We start from the raw sequence: 20,107 nt of genomic DNA on the forward strand, positions 1-20,107 counted from the left end.
ATCTATATATAAAATAGTGCATGCTAGAATGATTCACATTTGCGGTATAACTCAAATTAAACGAAATGAAAAAAATATTCTGCATGCTCATCTTCTTGAGCTCAGTAGCTTTAACCGCCCAAGTAACCATCAAAGGAAAGGTACTTGAACAAAACTCTAATCAACCATTAGAGTTTGCCACTGTTATTTTAACAGACCCAGCCACCAAACAAATTATTGCTGGAGAAACTACAGATCAAAACGGACAATACACTATAAAAACTAAACAAGGAACCTATGATATTAAAGTTGAGTTCATTGGTTTTAAAAACAAGTCTATTCAAAATATATCTTTGAGTAAAAATCAAACGATTCCAACTTTCTTTTTAGAAGAAGATGCTGAAAAATTAGATGAAATTGAAGTAACTGCCGAAAAGTCTACGACCGAATACAAATTAGACAAACGAGTGTTTAACGTTGGAAAAGATTTAATTTCTAAAGGAGGATCTGTTAATGATATTTTAAACAATGTTCCTTCTGTAAATGTCGATATTGAAGGAGCAGTTAGTCTAAGAGGAAACCCTAATGTTCGTATTTTAATAAATGGAAGGCCTTCAGTTTTAACAGCAAATAACGGATTAGAGTCTATTCCTTCAGAAACCATAGAAAAAGTAGAAGTAATTACCAATCCTTCTGCTAAATACGATGCTGAAGGAACTGCTGGTATTATTAATATAATTCTAAAAAAGAATAAAAAAGGGCGTTTTGGAAGTTCTTTACAAGTAACCACAGGTATACCAGACAACCATCGTGTGAATTATAACCTCAATTATAAAAAGGAAAAATTCAACCTGTTTTCTAATCTTGGATATCGTTATATGAAATTTGATGGAAGCGGTTTTTTAAACAGAACGAATTTTAATGCTACCAACAATCCAATTTCTTTTTCAAACAGGACAACTCAAAGCACAAGAAGCAGGAGTACTTTTAATATTTATTTTGGAAGTGACTATTATATCAATGATAAAAACACCATTACTTTAAGTTATTATCACAGAAACAACTTAAGTAAAAACAGTGTTTCTTATGAGTTCGATTTTTTAAACAGTGCACAACAAACCGATAGCAAACTTTCGACAGAAGAGTTTTATAGAGAACCTCAAAAAGCCAATCAAATTGAGTTTAACTATGTAAAAACCTTTGATAAGAAAGGACAAAAATTCACTTTAAATCTTCAATACGATTTCTGGAATGACGATGAAAATGAGTTTGTAAAAGAACAGCAACTATTCCCTGCTAACGCAACTATTAACACTTTACAAAGTAGAGATATTGAAAGTAGTAAAGACTTCTTGTTTCAATCGGACTTTAAACTTCCTATTACAAAAAAATCGCATATAGAAATGGGAATTAAAGGAGAGCTTAGAAATATAGATAGTGATTACAAAGTTTGGGACAATACCGTTTTAATAGATAGTTTAGATAATCTATTACGCTACCAAGAGCGTATTTACGGAGCCTATGTTCAATACGGAAACAGAAAGAACAAACTACAGTATTTATTAGGTTTACGTGCTGAACATGCGAACACTGGAAGTACCGATAGAAAAGACCAATTTAGAACAGACAAAAGTTATACTGATTTTTTCCCAACAGCTCACTTGACGTATAATTTTAGTCAAGCAACCAATTTACAGTTAAGTTATAGCAGAAGAATTCGTCGTCCGAGCTTCTGGCATTTAAATCCGTTTGGTGGAATCTCCGATCGTAGAAATATTCGTGTAGGAAATCCAGATTTAGATCCTATGTATACCAATTCTTATGAATTAGGTTTTCTAAAAAGATGGAGTAAGTTTACAGTGAATCCTTCTGTATACTATCAAAAAACTACCAATGTATTTGAAACTTTAGTTACGGCTAATTCTTTCGGTGCCTTGGTTTCAAAACCTATCAATTCAGGAACTGAAAAAAGATTCGGAGCAGAACTAGCGGTTCGTTTTTCTCCATACAAATGGTGGAGATTATCTAGTGAATTCAATTATTTTTCATTTACACAACGTGGAATTTATACAGTAGATGACAATAACTGGTCTACTCGAGTAAACTCACGAATGAGGTTTTCTAAACTAACTATTCAAACAAGTTTTAATTACCAAGGAGAGCGTCAAAGCGGACAAATATTTACAGAGGCTCAATACCAAGCAAACGTGGGGATTAGTAAAGACTTTTGGAACGATAAAGCTACCATAACCTTAAATATGAATAATATTTTCGATTCTCGTGTACGTAAGCAATTGATTACAGGAAGTAATTATACAGCATACCGCTATGAAAGACCTATAGGCCGTTTTTCTTCATTAACCTTTATTTATCGATTCAATAGAACTAAAAGAGATCGTGATCGTTTACCTGATTAATAAACAAATTATCAAAAATTAACAACCATATTTTAAAACAAAAAGGGCTGAAAGCACGATGACTTTCAACCCTTTTTTTAGTTAACAAATATTGTTTTACATAACTCTACGTAACCACATTTTAAAACGTGTTATTAGGTAGAATAATATTGGAACCACAATTAACGTTAAGAAGGTAGCTATGAATAATCCGTAAATTACTGTCCATGCTAATGGACCCCAGAAAATTACGTTATCACCTCCCATATAAATATGTGGATTAAATTCACTAAATAATGTATAGAAGTTAATATTGAATCCAGTTGCTAACGGAATTAATCCTAAGATGGTTGTAATTGCCGTTAATAATACCGGACGTAAACGAGCTTTACCTCCTCTAATGATTGCTTCTCCTAAGGTATTTACATCTACATAATCATCTTCAGCAATACCATTTTCAACTTTCTTTCTATCAATTAATAACTGAGTATAATCTAAGAGGACTACCCCATTGTTTACTACAATACCCGCCAATGAAATAATACCCATCATGGTCATCATAATTACGAATGGTTTTGCAGTAATAATTAATCCTCCAAATACTCCAATTAAACTTAAGAAAATCGCTAACATGATAATTCCAGGCTTCGAAACTGAGTTGAATTGGAAAATTAAGATTAAGAAAATCAAACCAAGTCCAGAAAAGAACGCTCCCATTAAGAATGCCATTTGCTTGTTTTGTTCTTCAATCTGTCCAGTATAATTAATCTTTACAGTATCTGGTTGTTCTGTAAACGATTTCATTTCATTTTCAATCTGCGCTACAATTGCCGCTGCATCTGTATACCCTGGAGCTAATGCCGAATAAACAGTTACCACACGTTTTACATCTTTATGCTTAATAGCACTATATCCTGAGGTATTGGTTTGTTTCGCGATAGCTGATACTGGAATCTCTTTGATTTGACCAGAAGCCATATCTCTAAAGGTTATTTTCTGATTGAAAATAGCACTCTTATTATATCTATTATCCTTGTTAAAACGTACATAGATATCATAATCTTCACCGTCTTCTTTATAAATACCCGCTTTCGATCCGAAAATTGCATTACGTAATTGACTACCTACTTGAGAAGAGTTTACTCCTAATTCTCCAGCCTTTTTACGATCTACATTTACCAACATCGATGGCTTTGATTTATTAACATCAATCTTTAATTCATCAATACCAGCAATACTTTTCGAATTGATAAAATCACGCATTTTTTCTGCTGTATTAATCAATTCTCCATAATCCTTTCCTTCTAATTCAATATTAATAGGATATCCTGCTGGTGGTCCAACGGCTTCTTTTTCTACAGAAATTGCCAATCCTGGATAAATTCCTTTTAAGGCCTCCGTTACTTTCTTCTGCAACTCCTTACTATCTGCTCCTTCACGGTATTTATACTCACGCATTGAAGCGGTAATCTTTCCTCTGTGTGGCATTTCTGCGGTAGATCCACCATCTGTTTGTGGATTTCCAGATCCTGCTCCTACTTGAGAAACGGCACTTTCTACTAAGAAGTTATGATCACCATGCATATACTCAGGAGAGTTTAATACATTGTATACACGTTCTTCTAGGTCTTTCATAATCAGATTTGTCTTTTCAATATCGGTTCCTTGTGGATATTCGATATAAACAATAATCTGATTTGGTGTGTTATCTGGGAAGAATTCTACTTTTGTTCTCTGACTCTGCACTGAAGCTCCAAACCCTCCAAAAGCAAAGAATAATAAAAGGAATGTTCCTAGCGTAATTACATACGGTCTCCACCCTTTTAAAGCAGCTCTTAATGCTCTTTCATAAAAACGCTCCCAACGTGGTAATACATTATTTTGAAACGCATTTGCCCATGGTCTTAAAGCCATTCGATACACCCATAACATAATTGCTGTGAATACCATGATTGACCCTAAAGCTCTATATGTTCCTCCAAAAATGATTATCAGTAATCCAATTACTGCCATGATAGATGACAAGGTGATAATTCTCTTTAATGGCATGTTCTTATCTTCAACACTCATAAATTGAGATACCATTACTGAGTTAAAGAAAATTGCCACAAATAAAGACGATCCTAATACTACTGATAACGTTACTGGGAAGTAAATCATAAACTGTCCCATTACTCCAGGCCACATTCCTAAAGGAATAAATGCCGCTACAGTTGTTGCTGTAGAAATGATAATTGGAAAAGCAATCTCTCCAATACCTTTTTTAGCTGCTTCAATTCTTGGCATTCCTTCATCCATTAAACGATATACGTTTTCTACAACCACAATACCATTATCTACTAACATTCCAAGTCCCATAATTAATCCGAAAAGAATCATGGTGTTCATCGTATATCCTAACCAACTTAAGATCATTAAGGACATGAACATCGACATTGGAATTGCAAATCCTACGAACAATGCATTTTTAAATCCAAGGAAGAACATTAGTACTAATACTACTAAGATTACCCCGAAAATAATGTTGTTTACTAAATCATCTACCTGACCAATTGTTTTTGATGATTGATCATTGGCAATTGTAACTTTTAAATTACTTGGAAAAACATTTTCTCTAGCATCCTTTACAATTACTTGAATCTTCTCAGCTGCCTCTACCATGTTTTTACCAGAACGTTTCTTTACATCAAGCATTACTACTGCTTCACCAAACTCACGTGCATAGGTAGTTTTATCTTTATCTTTAAAAGAAACACTTGCAATATCTTTTAAGTAAATTGAGTTTCCTTTTTCAGATTTTACCACAAAGTTTTGTAATTCTTGCGGATCTTCTATTTCTCCTAAAATTCGAATGGTTCTACGTTGCCCACTTGCAATCAAATTACCAGCAGACATGGTTAAGTTCCCTCCATTTACCGAGTTGATAATATCTTGGAAACTCACCTGAGCAGCCATCATTTTATAAATATCAACCGCAATCTCTACTTCTTTCTCCTCTGCTCCACGGATATCTACTTTCTTGATCTCTGGTAAATCTTCAATCTCATCTTCTAAATACTCACCAAACTCTTTTAACTTATCTACTGGATAATCTCCTGAGATGTTAATGTTTAAGATTGGCATTTCTTCAGACATACTCAATTCAAACACATTTGGTTCTACTTTAGCCCCGTTAAAGGTTGGCCAATCTTCACCAGAAGTTTCTTGATCTATCTCGTCTTTTACTTTTTGCTTCGCTTGGTCTACGGTAATGTTTTCATCAAACTCTACCACTACCATTGAGTAATCTTCTTGTGATGTAGAAGTAATTTCTACCACATTACTTACCGTTTTTAATTTATCTTCTAACGGATCTGTAATTAATTTCTCTATATCTTCGGCAGTGTTTCCAGGGTATATAGAACTAATGTAAATCTTAGTTTCTCTAATCTCCGGAAAGTTTTCTCTTGGCATACTTAAGAAGGCAGAAATACCCATAATAAGTATCATCACCATCATTACATAAATGGTTGTCTTATTATTAATTGCCCAAGAGGATAAACCGAATTCTTTATCGACTTGTTTTTTTTGTTTTTCAGTCATTTTAACGTGTAGTCTTTAGTTGATTATTTTGCTTGAGACACTGCTAAGATCTTCACCTCTTGCCCATCTTTTACACTACGAGCTCCTTCTTCTACAATCTGCGCTCCGTTTGCTACTCCAGATAAAACCTCAATAACATCTCCTTGTGTTTTTCCTGTAGTAATAATAGCCTGCTTAGCAACTCCTTTTTGATCTTTTACATCTTTTACTACATAGATATACTGCTCTCCTTTTGCATTTTCAGAAATAATACTCTGTGGAATTAAAATTGCATTCGGATTTGTATAATCGTTGATTTTTAACTTTGCAGTTAGGTTTGGCTTGATGCTTCTATCTTTGTTAGGAACTCCAATCTCTACTTTAAAAGTTCTATTTGCTGGATTGATAAAGTTTCCTGCTTGACGAATAGTAGATTCTAATGATTTTCCTAAGATTGGAAACTCTACCTGAACACTTTTTCCTTTTTTAATAGAAGTGATATAACTTTCTGGAACATCTGTTTCGATATACATATCTCCTAAGTTTACAATTCTAAAAACTTCAGATCCCATTCCTGGAGCAACTACCGTTCCTTGTTCTTTAATTACATCATCAATTACTCCTGTAAAAGGTGCTCTAATTACAGACTTTCCTAATTGTCTTTTTAATTGGTCTACCGCATTCTTTTGTGCTTCATAAGATGTTTTTGCTTGTAAGTATTGAATCTCAGATCCAATTCTTTGCTCCCATAATCTCTTTTGACGCTCGTAGGTAGTTTTTGCTAATGCAGCTTGTGCTTCTACTTGTGCTAACTGGTTTCCTAAACCACCATCATCAATTTTAGCTAAGGTTTGTCCTTTTACTACTTTTTGTCCTTCTTTTACAAAAATGCGTACTAATTGCCCTGGCATTTCAGGATAAATCAAAACATTTTGTTTTGTTTGTACATCTCCTTGTAATTCTAAATAGTGTACAAAATCTTCAGTTTTTGCAGAAAACACTGTAATTAAAGGAACTTTTTTATTGGTATCTAATTCAGAAATCTTATCGTTTAATTGTTTGATCTCTGCAGCTAGTTCTTGCTGTTTTGTATCTAACTCTGCCTTCTTTGTTCTTATTTGAGCTAAATCATTGGTAGCAATTACATCTTGTACAGACTGCCCTTTGTCGCCTCCACATGAAGCTAAAAGTACAGATAGTAATACTATTGAATATATTTTTCTCATTATAGTTGATTTTATTTTATTGGTGTATTTAATGCGTTGTCTAATTTTGCCTTGTTGGCAATGATGTTTAAAATTGATTGTAAGTAACTGTTTTGTTGTCCGTACAACTGATTACGAGCAGCTAATAAATCGATACTCGTAGTAACTCCTTCATCAAACTTTACTTTTTGTTTGCGTTCAATTCGGGTAGCTAATGCTAAGTTTCTTTTTGCAGTTTCGTAATTTTCAATACTTAATTGGTAGTTACTCTTAGCTTGTTCTGCCTGTAAGTTTAAGCGTTGTTTTGTTTCAGATAAACGGATATCTGCACTCTCTAAAGCAATTCTTGCTTGTGCAGTTTTTGCTGTTCTCCCAAAACTGCTAAAGATTGGCACGTTTATTCCTACTCCAAAAACAGAAGTTGAAATCCATTCTTGCGATGAATTAAAGAAGTCAAAACTATTCGCGTTTGCTAATCTAGAATAGTTTACAAAAGCATTGATGCTTGGTAAAGCTCTACTTTTTTCTAACCTCATTAACAATCGCTTGCTTTCTCTATCATTTTGAGCGATTCTAAAATCAATATGATTGTCTAAATCAAACGATTCTGCTAACAAATTTAAATCATTAGTACTCAATACCAAATCATCTAAACCATCTGTTAAAGTTAACTTAGTATTTATTGGATTCCCTAAAGCCAAGTTTAACATTTGATACGCAATTTCTCTATTTCTATCAGCATTTCTTTGCTGACTGATAATATTTCCTTGCGTAATTTCAAACTGCTCTACAGTTTCTTCTTCTGTTAATCCTTCTTTAAAACCTTCTCTCGCTCCTTTTAATTGACGATCTACAGTTTTCTTATTTTCCTTTAATATATCAATACGCTCTTCTGCAACTAGTACATTTCCGTAAGCATTGATAATAGCTTCTCTTGTTGCTAATTCGGTTTTCTCTTTTGCTTGTTCTGAAATTTTTAAATAGGTTCTTGCTGCTTGTAATCCTACTAAGTAAGATCCATCAAACAATAACTGACTTAAAGTAACTGTACCTGTAATATTGTGCTTTGCTCCAAAATCAATAGTACCGTCGTTATTAAAGTCAACCCCTGGAAATTGTTGTTTTAAATTGTTTTGATAATTTACAACTCCGTTAATTTGAGGTAACCCTGTTGCTGTAGTTTCCCATTTTCTTTTTTTCGCTGCTTCAATATCATTCAAAGCAACTTTATTATTATAGTTATTTTTAATAGCAAAATCAATAGCCTCTTTCATTGATAAGCTCATTTCTTTTTGTTGTGCCACCCCAATTGTCACCACAAAGAGAAGGTTAAGAATTATTAATCCTCTTTTCATTAATTATTATAGTTAAATAGCGTTGTTTAGTAATTCGTTTTCTAAAATTTCCAGACCTTTTTTAGTGGCAATAGCTCGTATATGATATTCTAACACTTCATATTCAACCTTCATGAGTTCGTCCATACGTTCTCCATAGTATTCACTATCAAAAATTCCGAAGATTAACGTGAAATAAAAATTAGTTACTAATTCCTTTTTAATCTCTGGACGGTATAAACCTTGCTCAATTCCTTTTTCCAAATTATCGGTATTACAGTCTCGAAACATACAAATCTCTCTATCTACAAGATTCGTATACGATTCTGGGTAATACTTTTTTAATTGAAACATAGGTGAGGTTTTTGCATTTTTAAACATCTCTTTAAAGATCTTCTTTACCGCAAATTCTTCTTCGATTGCATTGTAACTTTGTTCTTTAATAAACATAATTGCATCATCAATCGCTTTTTGAACTGCCTCTATAGAAGCGTCTACTAAATCGTTCTTGTTTGAAAAATACTTATAAAGTGTCTTTTTTGATATTGCCAATTCGCTGGCTATATCATCCATCGTTACGCTTTTGAACCCATAGCTCAAAAACATTGCTCCTGCCTTTTCTAAAATTTTATCCTTCATAATCGAGGGCAAAGATATGGTAGGAAACTTTAGAAACAAAAAAAGTTTCCAAAGTTTTAATGATTTTTTAACATTTTAGTTTACATAGCATATTTCTTTACATTATTTTTACCAAAAATTTCAGATTTGGACTTATTACAATATCAAAACGATTTTTTAAACTATTTAGAATCTCAGAAAATAGTAAGAGAACCACAGAACTTATATCAACCTATAGATTATATCCTTCAGCTAGGAGGTAAAAGAATCCGACCAATATTAACACTAATTGCTGCTGATATCTTTTCGGGTGATTATACCAAAGCCTTACCAACAGCATTAGCGGTAGAAGTATTTCATAACTTTACCTTAGTACATGATGATATTATGGACGACGCTCCTTTACGCAGAGGTAAAGCAACCGTTCATGAAAAGTGGGATTTAAATACAGGTATTCTTTCTGGTGATGCCATGTTAATTTTAGCATATCAGTATTTTGAGAATTATCCGCCACATATTTTCCAGCAATTAGCAAAATTGTTTAGTAAAACTGCTTTAGAAGTTTGCGACGGACAACAATTGGATATTGATTTCGAAACAAGAAATGATGTTTCTATTGAGGAATACATTGAAATGATTCGTTTAAAAACATCGGTTTTAGTAGCTGCTGCCTTAAAAATGGGGGCCATTATTTCTGAAGCAGATGAAGAACAAGCCAATCATTTATACAACTACGGATTAAACTTAGGAATCGCTTTTCAATTACAAGACGATTATTTAGACACCTATGGAGATCCTGAAACCTTTGGAAAACAGGTAGGTGGAGATATTATTGAAAACAAAAAAACCTATTTGTATTTAAAGGCTTTAGAAGTTGCTTCTGAAGAGGATAAAAACACTTTAGTAAAACTTTATAATTCTGAAGAACAAGACAACGATGCTAAAGTAGCAGCGGTAACCGCTATTTTTAATAACAACAATATTACCCAACACACACAACAACTTATTGAGTACTATACTAATAAGTCTTTTGAGAGTTTAAGTTTGTTAAACATCTCTGAGAAAGCCAAGCTTGGTTTACGTATGTTTGGGGAAAATTTAATGAATAGAAAAGTGTAAAAAATTGTTTTTATTTCAATAAAAGTTTTTATTTTTGCACACCCAATAAAACGGGTCCTATAGCTCAGTTGGTTAGAGCACCTGACTCATAATCAGGGGGTCCATGGTTCGAGCCCATGTGGGACCACCTTTAAAGCTTCACTTTTAGTGAGGCTTTTTTGTTTTAAATCCTTAACCTACAACACATTCAAAAAATCAAACTCAAAAAAATTATTTTTTTTTATCACTTAGACCTCCTGACTAACTTGTAAGGAGCATTAGCTATTTTTCCTATCGAAAATATGTAGAAACGATTGCTTTTTAATCGTTTTACACACTTTTCAACAAACTTCCCTATCCTCTTGTCTAGTTGAAAAAGTAATTGATTCACTTACCAAAAGTAATCGAAACAACTACCTGTTTAATCATTTATTCAACTAACTTTCAGTAACCTAACTTAAAATTCTAAAAAAATGAAAAAGTCAAAATATTTATATATTTGTTTTATGCTATTATTCTCTTTTTATAATTGTTCTCAAGAAAACGATCTATCTAAAGAGGTTCTAGTTCAAAGTAATTACTCTATTCCTTCTGTAAAAGAAACGCAACAAACATTTCAACAAACCTTCTTTTCAAAAAATACATTTTCAAAATCTGAAAAACAATTAGATATTTTATGGGAAGAATCTAGTGTTAAAAAATATAAAGAAGACATAAACATTTTGCACACTCCCATTGATTTAAACAGTGAAATACGTATAAAATCATTGGTTAGTTCTGTAGAAAAAGAAGGCGTTATAGAATCCTATATTTTAACCTTAGTTTATGATGAAGATTCTAACAACCAAGCCTTTTCGGGTTATATTTTTAAACATGACAACAAAGGTGCTTTTATTGAAGTTTATCAGTATAAACAAGGTACTTACATTCAAACCTTAAAAGAAATAAATACTTCTAAAAACTTTTCTAATAGAGGATGTTCTTGTAGCACTTCCGTATTAGAAGTAGTACAGCTATTGCAAGCTGGTTGGGATGTAGGAGGACTATTAGATTGTGTTTGTGTTGGAGGCACAACAGGAGGGGGCAGCTCAACATTTCAAGAATGGAGTACTCCAGGCAGTAAGCTAAAGGATCCTATTGGTTGGCATTTAGGTCATAATAATACTTTAGGAGGCGGTGGAGGTTCTACTACAGGCAATACCTCAAACTCTAACAATAATATTTCAAATGAACTTGAAGTACAAGACATTAAACCTTGGTGGAATGAAGATGATAAAATTATTAACAATCTAACTGATAAAGCTAAGTGTGTATATGATAAATTAAAAAACAATACTTTAATAAAGAAAACTTTAGATAATTTTAAAGGTGAAGATGCTCCCGTACATCTTAAATTAGAAATGAAGTCAAATTTAAGAGATAACAAAGGAGATATCATAAATGGACAAACTATATATGGAGATAAAATAAGAATTGTTATAAACACAGAAAAATCAAAGGATAGACCTTCATTATCTGTTGCTAGAACAATTATTCATGAAGCTATACATGCTAAAATTTATAGAATGATAAGAACCAGAAGTCAATTAGTTTATAATCAATATACAAATACTTATCATTTACCAGATGGCTCAAAAGCTGATTTCCCAACATTATTTGACTATTATGATAAATTTCCAAATAATCCTCAACATAATTATATGGCTGACTATTATAGAACAGCAATGGAAGAAAGTTTAAAAGAATATGCTAAACTAATAGGTAAAACCTACCCAAATCAATTATATAAAGATTTAGCATGGATAGGTCTACATAATACCAAAGCATGGGATAACATGTATGCCGATAAAGTATATACTAAAAACGAACAATTAAGAATTATAAAATCAACTTATAAATTTAATAAAAGCGGAAATAATGAATGCGATTAAGTTATTATTGTTAGCAATATCATTTACTTGTTATTCACAAACAAAAAATGACGATGCTTTTTTTTTATTAAAAAAAACAGATAAAAATTATCTTATCACACCTAAAAATGAAATTTTTAAAAAAGGAGATTTGATTCATTTAGTAGATAGAAACAAATATGAAACATTTCTTAAAAAAAGAGAAGAGCTAAAAAAAAATAAAAGTTATTATTACGATCCAGAAAGTGGACAAGACAATATTAAATTTAATGTACCTTCATTATCTTTTGCAATACAGAATAAAGAGTTAATCAATCATTGCGAGACACATTTTTTAAACTTCGTTAATTATAAATGGATTAAAGAAAATACATGGAAAGAAAACAACCCCAATATTATATTTAAAGATTTATATTTTTTGCTCAAAATTGAAAAAGATAAATATTTGAAGCTTAAAGTTGTTAGAGTAGTTATCGCTCATTAACACATACTAATTGTAAGAAAGATTAGTAAGCGATGGAGTAAAAGTTTATGAAGATTTACCTGAAAATAGAAAAAAAGAATTAGATAAAGCTTTAAACACCTATTATCACACATTAACAAAAAATTGTCCAAAATAATTATGAAAAAAATATTCTTTATTCTATTAATTCTATCTTTTGTTAAAGCTCAAACTCAAGAGCAAAAAAAAGACACGTTATTTATTAAATATGATGAAAAAATTTTAAAGAAATGGAAACATCCAACTACTAAAAATTACTTTTATAGTTTTAAACACCTAAAAGAAAATGTAGAATATATTTGTTTTGAACAAAAGAAAGTATGTAAAAAAATAACTACTTCTTCAAGTATAAAAAATTTTAAAGAAATATTTAAAGAATCAAAAACCTATAATATTTATAATAGATTCAGAGCAAGTAATTTGTTTGATTTTCTTTTAAATTATAAAACTGTTTTTTTAGTTAGAAAAGAAGAATTTATCGAAGTTGATATTGAATATTCAATAGAATAAAATACTTGCTAGAATTACATTAAAAAGGGTAAAAATTACTCTTACCCTTTTTCCAATAAAAAATTTCTATTCCTTAAAATTTACTTATCAAAAAGAGATGCGAGTACCCCTCAAAAAAACTATTTATGGGAATTATTGAAAAAAGGTAGGGAAAATACCAATACAAAACCCTAATATTAAAACATTTAAATCAACTTGTAAAAAAAACAACTCAAAACTCGTAGATGCTCAAATAAATATTTTTCACCAATCATTTTCAACCATTAGACCTTTCTTTTTTAATAGGCGGATACATTTTCTGTTTGACCTCTAAAATTTCATCTTTTAATTTCTTATTAGCTTTTTCTAACAATTCATTTTGTTGTTTTATAATACTTAATAAATCGTTCATAGCATGAAGGTTTTCTAATTGAGCATAGACTATTCTTTCAAGATCGACTTTAGTGTAAAGCATAAGATGGTTCTGTTTTAAATTGCTATTAAAAAGTTTTAAAATTTTATTTCTATGCTTTAAAAGCATTTCAAAGTTATATAAAATTTTTTAAATCTCCCTACAAAGCATATTTTAATACTTGAAACATTTATTTTTCTTAGCTATTTTTGTTATTAAATCATAGAGATTGCTATGGATAAACCTATTTATAATAGAATAAAAGCTGTTTTAGCTGAAAAAGGAAAAACCAACAATTGGTTGGCAGATGAAATGGACATGAATAAGAATACCATTTCAAAATGGTGTAGAAATGATATGCAACCAAGAATTGAAAACTTATTTCAAGTTGCTAAACTTTTAGAAGTAGATGTAAGAGAACTTCTTGTGTCTACTAAAAAACAATAAACAACGAGACATAAAAAAACCAGCACAAACATGCTGGTTTTGATTTTATAAATGTTATTGTTTCTTAAGATAATCCAGAAATAACACCTGTGTTATCAATTGTCATGTTTTCAGAAGCAGGTTTTGCTGGTAATCCAGGCATACGCATCATTTTTCCTAAAATAGGAATGATAAACTGTGCTCCTGCTGCTATTTCAATTTCTCTTACCGTTACTGTAAACCCTTCTGGCCTTCCAATTAACTTATCATTATCTGAAAAAGATTTTTGTGTTTTCGCCATACAAACAGCAAAATCATTAAATCCTAATCGGTCTATTCTACGTAAGTTTAATTGTGCTTTTTTACTGTACTCTACGTTTATTGCTCCGTAAATTTCTTTGGCAATAGTTTCAATCTTTTCTTTTACCGGACTCTCCCATGAATACAACGGCTTAAACTGGGTAGCTTTGTTTTCAACTACATCTACCACTGCATTTGCCAATTCTTTGGTTCCTTCACCTCCTTTTGCCCATCCACGAGACACTACCGCTTTTACTCCTAGATTTGCACAAGCATCAATTACAAAGTTTACTTCCTCTTCAGAATCAGAAATAAATGAGTTGATCGCTACCACAGGTTCAATAGCATACTTTCGAATATTTTCAATGTGCTTTTCTAGGTTTTTAAACCCTTCCTGTACACGTGCTAAACTTGGTGTATTGTACTCTTCCTTTGGAGCTCCTCCATGATGACGTAAAGCTCTAATCGTTGCAACCAACACCACAGCTTTCGGATTCAATCCTGCATACTGCGATTTGATATTTAAAAACTTCTCTGCTCCTAAATCGGCCCCAAATCCAGCTTCGGTAACCACATAATTAGATAATGACAATCCCATTTTTGTAGCAATAATCGTATTGGTTCCTTGTGCTATGTTTGCAAAAGGTCCACCATGAATAATCGCTGGGTTCTCTTCTAAAGTTTGTACTAAATTAGGTTTAATAGCATCTTTTAATAAAATAGCCATAGCATCTTGTGCTTTTAAATCACGTGCAAAAACAGGCTTTTTATCAAAAGTAAATCCGATAAAGATATTTCCTAAACGTTCTTTTAAATTGTCAAAAGAAGTCGCCATACATAAGATAGCCATTACCTCTGAAGCCGGAGTAATATTGAATCCATCTTCACGAGGAATTCCATTTGCCGTACCTCCTAATCCAATAGTAATTTGACGCAACGAACGATCGTTCATATCAATTACACGTTTCCATAATATCGTACGTGGATCAATATTTAAATTATTCTCTTTGCTCTGTAGGTTGTTATCTATTAAAGCAGACAGTAAATTATTGGCCTTTTCTACAGCGTTGAAATCACCTGTAAAATGCAAATTGATGTCTTCCATTGGCACTACTTGTGAGTATCCTCCACCAGCAGCTCCTCCTTTGATACCAAAAACAGGTCCTAAAGAAGGTTCACGCAATACCACCGTAGCTTGTTTCCCTACTTTATTCAACCCTTCTGTTAATCCGATAGATACCGTAGTTTTTCCTTCTCCAGCAGGTGTTGGTGTTAATGCGGTTACCAAAACCAGATTATTTTCTTTGACTTTATCACCATTAATTAAGTCTAAAGGTAATTTTGCTTTGTATTTCCCATACATTTCAAGATCATCTTCAGCAATCTTTAATTTTTGAGCAACGCATTTTATATGTTTTAATTCTTTCGCTTGGGCAATTTCTATATCTGTTAAATGTGCCATGAATATCCTTTTTAAGTTGTTTGTTTTATTGTAAAAAAAAGCAGGTAAATATACGCAATATAATTGCCATGATTTTGACCATTTGTTATTAAAAATTGCATAATTCTGTAGGAAAGAGATAAATATGTTAAAAGAATTCGCTTTTCTTTAGCTGAAACCCTATATTTGCACGTTTTTTAAAAATAAAGTCGATTTAAATTATTTACAATGCAAAACAAAGGATTAATTAAATTATTTGCTATTCTATTTGGTTTAGTAAGTATTTATCAGTTGTCTTTCACGTTTTTTGCCAACAAGGTTGAAGACAGTGCTAAGGCGTACGCAAAGAAGAATGTACCAGATAATGATGGTAGAACATTAGCTAGATTTGAAAAAAGATATTTAGACAGTGTTGCCAACAAAGAGGTAGTTAACTTAGGATTTGCACAATACTCTTACAACGACATCAGGGAGAAAGAAATGAACCTTGGTCTTGATTTAAAAGGGGGTATTAATGCAATTTTACAGGTTTCTGTAAAAGACATCTTAATAGGATTGTCTAACGATTCTCAAAACCCAGTGTTCAAACAAGCATTAGCAAATGCAGATGAAGCACAAAAGGATAGTCAAGAGAATTACTTAGATTTATTCTACAGTAAGTTCGAAGAAGCAAGCAAAGGAAGCGTTAAATTAAGTGACCCAAGCATTTTCGGAACAAAAGCTTTACGTGAAAAAATAGACTTCAACAAAACAAATGAGCAGGTTAAATCGACTTTACAAGAAGAAATCAATTCTTCTATCAACACTGCTTTTGAAGTATTACGTAGCCGTATTGATAAATTTGGGGTTGTACAACCTAACATTCAAAGAATTGGAACTTCTGGTAGAATTCAAGTAGAATTACCAGGAGCAAAAGATATTGATCGTGTAGAGAAATTATTACAAAGTACTGCTGAATTACAATTCTGGGAAGTATTTACAAATGCTGACATGGTTCCGTTTTTCCAAGTAGCAAACGCGAAATCAATTGAATTATTAAAAGAAGATACTGCTGAAGACGCTGCAGAAGCAAAAGATTCTACAAAGACAGACAGTATTGACGATTTATTAGGAGAATCTGCTGACTCTACGAAAGTAGCGGAGCAAAAAATGTTATTTACATACTTACAACCAAACGTTCAACAAATAAGTTCTGTTGTTGGATATGCAAGAGTTGTAGATACTGCAAAAGTAAACAGCTTATTAGCTAATAAAAACGTTAGAGCTCTATTACCCAACAACTTACGTTATGTAAAATTCTTATGGGATTATAAGCCTTTTACTCCACAAAGAAACGCTCAAAGCTCAGATGCTGAACTATTTGAAATGGTTAGCTTATATGCTATCAAATCTAATAGAAAGAACCAACCACCTATTGATGGTGATGTAATTGCAGATGCTAAGCAGGAATACGACCAATTAAGCAAGCCTGAGGTTGCAATGACAATGAATAGTGTTGGTACTAAGAAATGGTCAAAACTTACAGGAGAAAACATAGGAAAACATGTTGCTATTGTTTTAGATGATTACGTTTATACTGCGCCTATTATCAATCAACAATTAGGAAGTAATTCTTCTATTTCTGGTGGTAATATGACAGTAACTGAAGCTCAAGACATTGCAACAGTATTAAAAGCAGGTAAGTTACCAGCACCAGCTCGTATAATTCAAGCAGAAGTTGTTGGACCATCTTTAGGACAAGAATCTATTGACGCAAGTTTATGGTCATTTGCTTTAGCAATTGTTTTAGTATTAGTATGGATGTTCTTATACTACGGTAAAGCAGGTTTATATGCAAATGTAGCTTTAGTGGTGAACATCTTATTCATTTTCGGAATTTTAGCATCGTTCAACTCGGTATTAACATTACCAGGTATTGCAGGTATTATTTTAACTATTGGTATGTCTGTAGATGCGAACGTAATTATATTCGAAAGAATTAAAGAAGCATTAAACGGAGGTAAGAGTTTAGGAGAAGCTGTTGACGAAGGATTTAGTATCAAAGGAGCATTATCTGCAATTATTGATGCAAACATTACTACTTTATTAACAGGGGTTATCTTATATGTATTCGGAACTGGACCAATTAAAGGTTTCGCTTTAACATTAATGATTGGTATTGCTACTTCATTATTTACAGCAGTATTTATTACCCGTTTGTTTATTGACGGATCTGTAGAAAAAGCAACTGCATTACCATTCAACACCAACTTATCTAAAAACTGGTTTAAAAACATTAACATAGAATTCTTAAAGAAGCGTAAATTAGCTTATATCGTTTCTGGTACGTTAATCGTGATCGGTTTAGCTTCTATGTTTACCTTAGGATTAAAACAAGGAGTTGACTTTAAAGGAGGTCGTTCTTATGTAGTTCGTTTTGATAAACCAATGAAAGCAAATGAAGTTGCTGCTAACTTAAAAGCTTCATTTGGAAACAACGCTCCAGAAGTTAAAACTTTTGGTTCAGACAACCAATTAAAAATTACTACTGCCTTTAAGATTGATGAAGAGGGTAAACAAGTAGATAACGAAGTACAAACTGCATTATACAACGGATTAAAGCAGTATTTAGGAGATACTTCTTATGAAAACTTTAAACCAGGATTTGAAAAAGCTGGTAACGGAATCATGAGTTATATGAAAGTAGAACCTACGATTGCTGATGATATTAAAAACGCAGCATTATTAGCCGTTATTGGATCATTAATCGTAGTATTCTTATACATCTTATTAAGATTTAGAAAAATGTCTTTCTCTATCGGTGCAGTAGCAGCGGTATTCCACGATGTATTAGTAGTATTAGGAGTATTCTCTTTACTATACAAAGTGATGCCTTTCGATATGGAAATTGGACAATCATTTATTGCGGCTATCTTAACCGTAGTTGGGTACTCGCTGAATGATACCGTGGTAATTTTCGATAGAATTCGTGAGTATGCTGGTAACAGCAAATCATTTAGCGCTGGTTTAGTAGACAAAGCATTAAGCAGCACATTAGGTAGAACAATCAACACCTCTTTAACAACATTATTAGTAATGTTAGCTATTTTCTTCTTCGGAGGAGATAGTATTAAAGGATTTATGTTCGCATTAATCGTAGGGGTTGCTGTAGGTACGTATTCATCTTTATTCGTAGCTACTCCAATCATGTTCGATACTACTAAAAAAGAAGATAAAGAATAAACTTTATATACAAGTGTTTAAGCCGTTTTGAATATAATTCAAAACGGTTTTTTCATTTCATAACAACAAGTTATCTTTGCAATTTGAAAATCAGATGAAAATTACAAAACTCCACGACTTATACTTTAAAGAATTCCTTTCTGAAAGTGAAATCTCTACCATAGTAACATCCCTAGCGCAACAAGTTCAAAACGATTTACCTAAAGATGAAATACCATTTTTTGTAGGTATTTTAAATGGTTGTTTTGTGTTTGCTGCAGACTTTTTACGTGCGTATAAAGGAAAATGTGAAATGAGTTTTGTAAAGTTAGCTTCTTATGAAGGAACTAGTTCTTCTGACAAAGTAAAGAAACTAATTGGTATTAATGAAGATTTAACAGGACGTACCGTAATCATCTTAGAAGACATTATTGATACGGGCACTACACTGCAAGAAATCTACGAAATTTTTAAAAGCCAAAACGTAAAAGAACTTAAAATAGTGAGTTTGTTCTTTAAACCAGATGTGTACAAAAAAGAACTTAACATTAACTATGTTGGAAAGAGTATTGAAGACAAGTTTATTGTTGGTTATGGTTTAGACTATGACGGTTACGGAAGAAATTTACCCGCTATTTATCAATTAACATCACAACCCAAAATGAAGAACATTGTATTATTTGGCCCTCCAGGTGCTGGAAAAGGAACCCAAGCTGAAATTTTAAAAGACAAGTACAATTTAGTACATATTTCAACTGGAGATGTATTCCGTTATAATATAAAAAATGAAACTGAATTAGGTCTTTTAGCAAAAACCTACATCGATGCTGGTGATTTAGTACCAGACGAAGTAACGATTAACATGTTAAAAGCAGAAGTAAATAAAAATGATGGTGTAGCCGGATTTATCTTTGACGGTTTCCCTCGTACTGAATCTCAGGCGGAAGCTTTAGATAATTTCTTAGCTGAAAAAGGAGAGCGTATTAATGGAATGGTAGCTTTAGAAGTACCAGAAGATTTATTAGTATCTCGTATTTTAGAAAGAGGAAAAACTAGTGGTCGTTCTGACGATACTGATGAAGAGAAAATCAGAAATCGTTTTAACGAATACAATACAAAAACAGCAATATTAAAAGATTTCTATCTAGCTCAAAACAACTATTTCGGAGTTGACGGAGTTGGTAGTATTGAAGATATTACAAATCGTTTATCAGACGTATTTGATAAATTATAAA

Annotated in this window: 14 protein-coding genes and 1 tRNA gene; 9 read left to right on the forward strand and 6 right to left on the reverse strand. The window is 32.1% G+C overall.

What is annotated here, in order from left to right:
• The first annotated feature begins 65 nt into the window (after positions 1-65).
• A complete protein-coding gene (locus Q0873_RS13660; RefSeq protein WP_299108241.1) occupies positions 66-2,396 on the forward strand; it encodes an outer membrane beta-barrel family protein in 2,331 nt (776 codons plus the stop codon).
• 96 nt (positions 2,397-2,492) lie between these two features.
• On the opposite strand, the gene Q0873_RS13665 is transcribed toward Q0873_RS13660, so the two are convergent.
• The 4 genes from Q0873_RS13665 to Q0873_RS13680 are packed head-to-tail and all read right to left on the reverse strand — an operon-like array spanning position 2,493 to position 9,114.
• The gene (locus Q0873_RS13665) at positions 2,493-5,957 is read right to left on the reverse strand and encodes an efflux RND transporter permease subunit (RefSeq protein ID WP_299108243.1); all 3,465 of its coding nucleotides are present in this window, start codon (positions 5,955-5,957) and stop codon (positions 2,493-2,495) included.
• A 23-nt stretch (positions 5,958-5,980) separates the two neighbouring features.
• Positions 5,981-7,162, reverse strand: coding sequence for an efflux RND transporter periplasmic adaptor subunit (locus Q0873_RS13670; RefSeq protein WP_299108245.1), 1,182 nt, complete (start codon positions 7,160-7,162; stop codon positions 5,981-5,983).
• An 11-nt stretch (positions 7,163-7,173) separates the two neighbouring features.
• Positions 7,174-8,496: a TolC family protein gene (locus tag Q0873_RS13675; RefSeq protein WP_299108247.1), complete on the reverse strand. Its 1,323-nt coding sequence runs from the start codon at positions 8,494-8,496 to the stop codon at positions 7,174-7,176.
• A 12-nt stretch (positions 8,497-8,508) separates the two neighbouring features.
• Entirely contained in the window at positions 8,509-9,114 is a 606-nt protein-coding gene (locus Q0873_RS13680) for a TetR/AcrR family transcriptional regulator (RefSeq protein ID WP_299108249.1), read from the reverse strand.
• A gap of 126 nt (positions 9,115-9,240) precedes the next feature.
• Between Q0873_RS13680 and Q0873_RS13685 the strand changes: the two genes are divergently transcribed.
• The 5 genes from Q0873_RS13685 to Q0873_RS13705 all read left to right on the forward strand — a co-directional run bounded on the left by Q0873_RS13685 (position 9,241) and on the right by Q0873_RS13705 (position 13,113).
• The gene (locus Q0873_RS13685; protein ID WP_299108251.1) at positions 9,241-10,212 is read left to right on the forward strand and encodes a polyprenyl synthetase family protein; all 972 of its coding nucleotides are present in this window, start codon (positions 9,241-9,243) and stop codon (positions 10,210-10,212) included.
• 53 nt (positions 10,213-10,265) lie between these two features.
• Positions 10,266-10,339: transfer RNA gene (locus Q0873_RS13690), tRNA-Ile, on the forward strand.
• Between the two features lie 325 nt (positions 10,340-10,664).
• The gene (locus Q0873_RS13695) at positions 10,665-12,122 is read left to right on the forward strand and encodes a hypothetical protein (protein ID WP_299108253.1); all 1,458 of its coding nucleotides are present in this window, start codon (positions 10,665-10,667) and stop codon (positions 12,120-12,122) included.
• Complete coding sequence (locus Q0873_RS13700) at positions 12,109-12,585, forward strand: hypothetical protein (RefSeq protein WP_299108255.1); 477 nt, start codon at positions 12,109-12,111, stop codon at positions 12,583-12,585. Before Q0873_RS13695 ends, Q0873_RS13700 begins: the two co-directional genes overlap by 14 nt.
• A gap of 138 nt (positions 12,586-12,723) precedes the next feature.
• Complete coding sequence (locus Q0873_RS13705; protein ID WP_299108258.1) at positions 12,724-13,113, forward strand: hypothetical protein; 390 nt, start codon at positions 12,724-12,726, stop codon at positions 13,111-13,113.
• Between the two features lie 256 nt (positions 13,114-13,369).
• Here the strand turns inward: Q0873_RS13705 and Q0873_RS13710 are convergent, their stop codons facing one another.
• Positions 13,370-13,567 carry a hypothetical protein gene (locus Q0873_RS13710; RefSeq protein ID WP_299108260.1) on the reverse strand — a complete coding sequence of 66 codons (198 nt, stop codon included), beginning with the start codon at positions 13,565-13,567 and terminating at the stop codon, positions 13,370-13,372.
• A gap of 171 nt (positions 13,568-13,738) precedes the next feature.
• Here Q0873_RS13710 and Q0873_RS13715 point away from each other — a divergent pair, with 171 nt between their 5' ends.
• Positions 13,739-13,951 (forward strand): helix-turn-helix transcriptional regulator, encoded by a 213-nt coding sequence (locus tag Q0873_RS13715; protein WP_299108263.1) that lies wholly within the window; start codon positions 13,739-13,741, stop codon positions 13,949-13,951.
• 64 nt (positions 13,952-14,015) lie between these two features.
• On the opposite strand, the gene Q0873_RS13720 is transcribed toward Q0873_RS13715, so the two are convergent.
• Complete coding sequence (locus Q0873_RS13720) at positions 14,016-15,692, reverse strand: formate--tetrahydrofolate ligase (RefSeq protein ID WP_299108265.1); 1,677 nt, start codon at positions 15,690-15,692, stop codon at positions 14,016-14,018.
• Between the two features lie 207 nt (positions 15,693-15,899).
• Here Q0873_RS13720 and secDF point away from each other — a divergent pair, with 207 nt between their 5' ends.
• Complete coding sequence (gene secDF / locus Q0873_RS13725) at positions 15,900-18,893, forward strand: protein translocase subunit SecDF (RefSeq protein ID WP_299108267.1); 2,994 nt, start codon at positions 15,900-15,902, stop codon at positions 18,891-18,893.
• A 94-nt stretch (positions 18,894-18,987) separates the two neighbouring features.
• A complete protein-coding gene (locus tag Q0873_RS13730; protein WP_299108269.1) occupies positions 18,988-20,106 on the forward strand; it encodes an adenylate kinase in 1,119 nt (372 codons plus the stop codon).
• Position 20,107: the final 1 nt, after the last annotated feature.

This window comes from uncultured Tenacibaculum sp. (genome assembly GCF_947498805.1).
Lineage (GTDB): Bacteria > Bacteroidota > Bacteroidia > Flavobacteriales > Flavobacteriaceae > Polaribacter.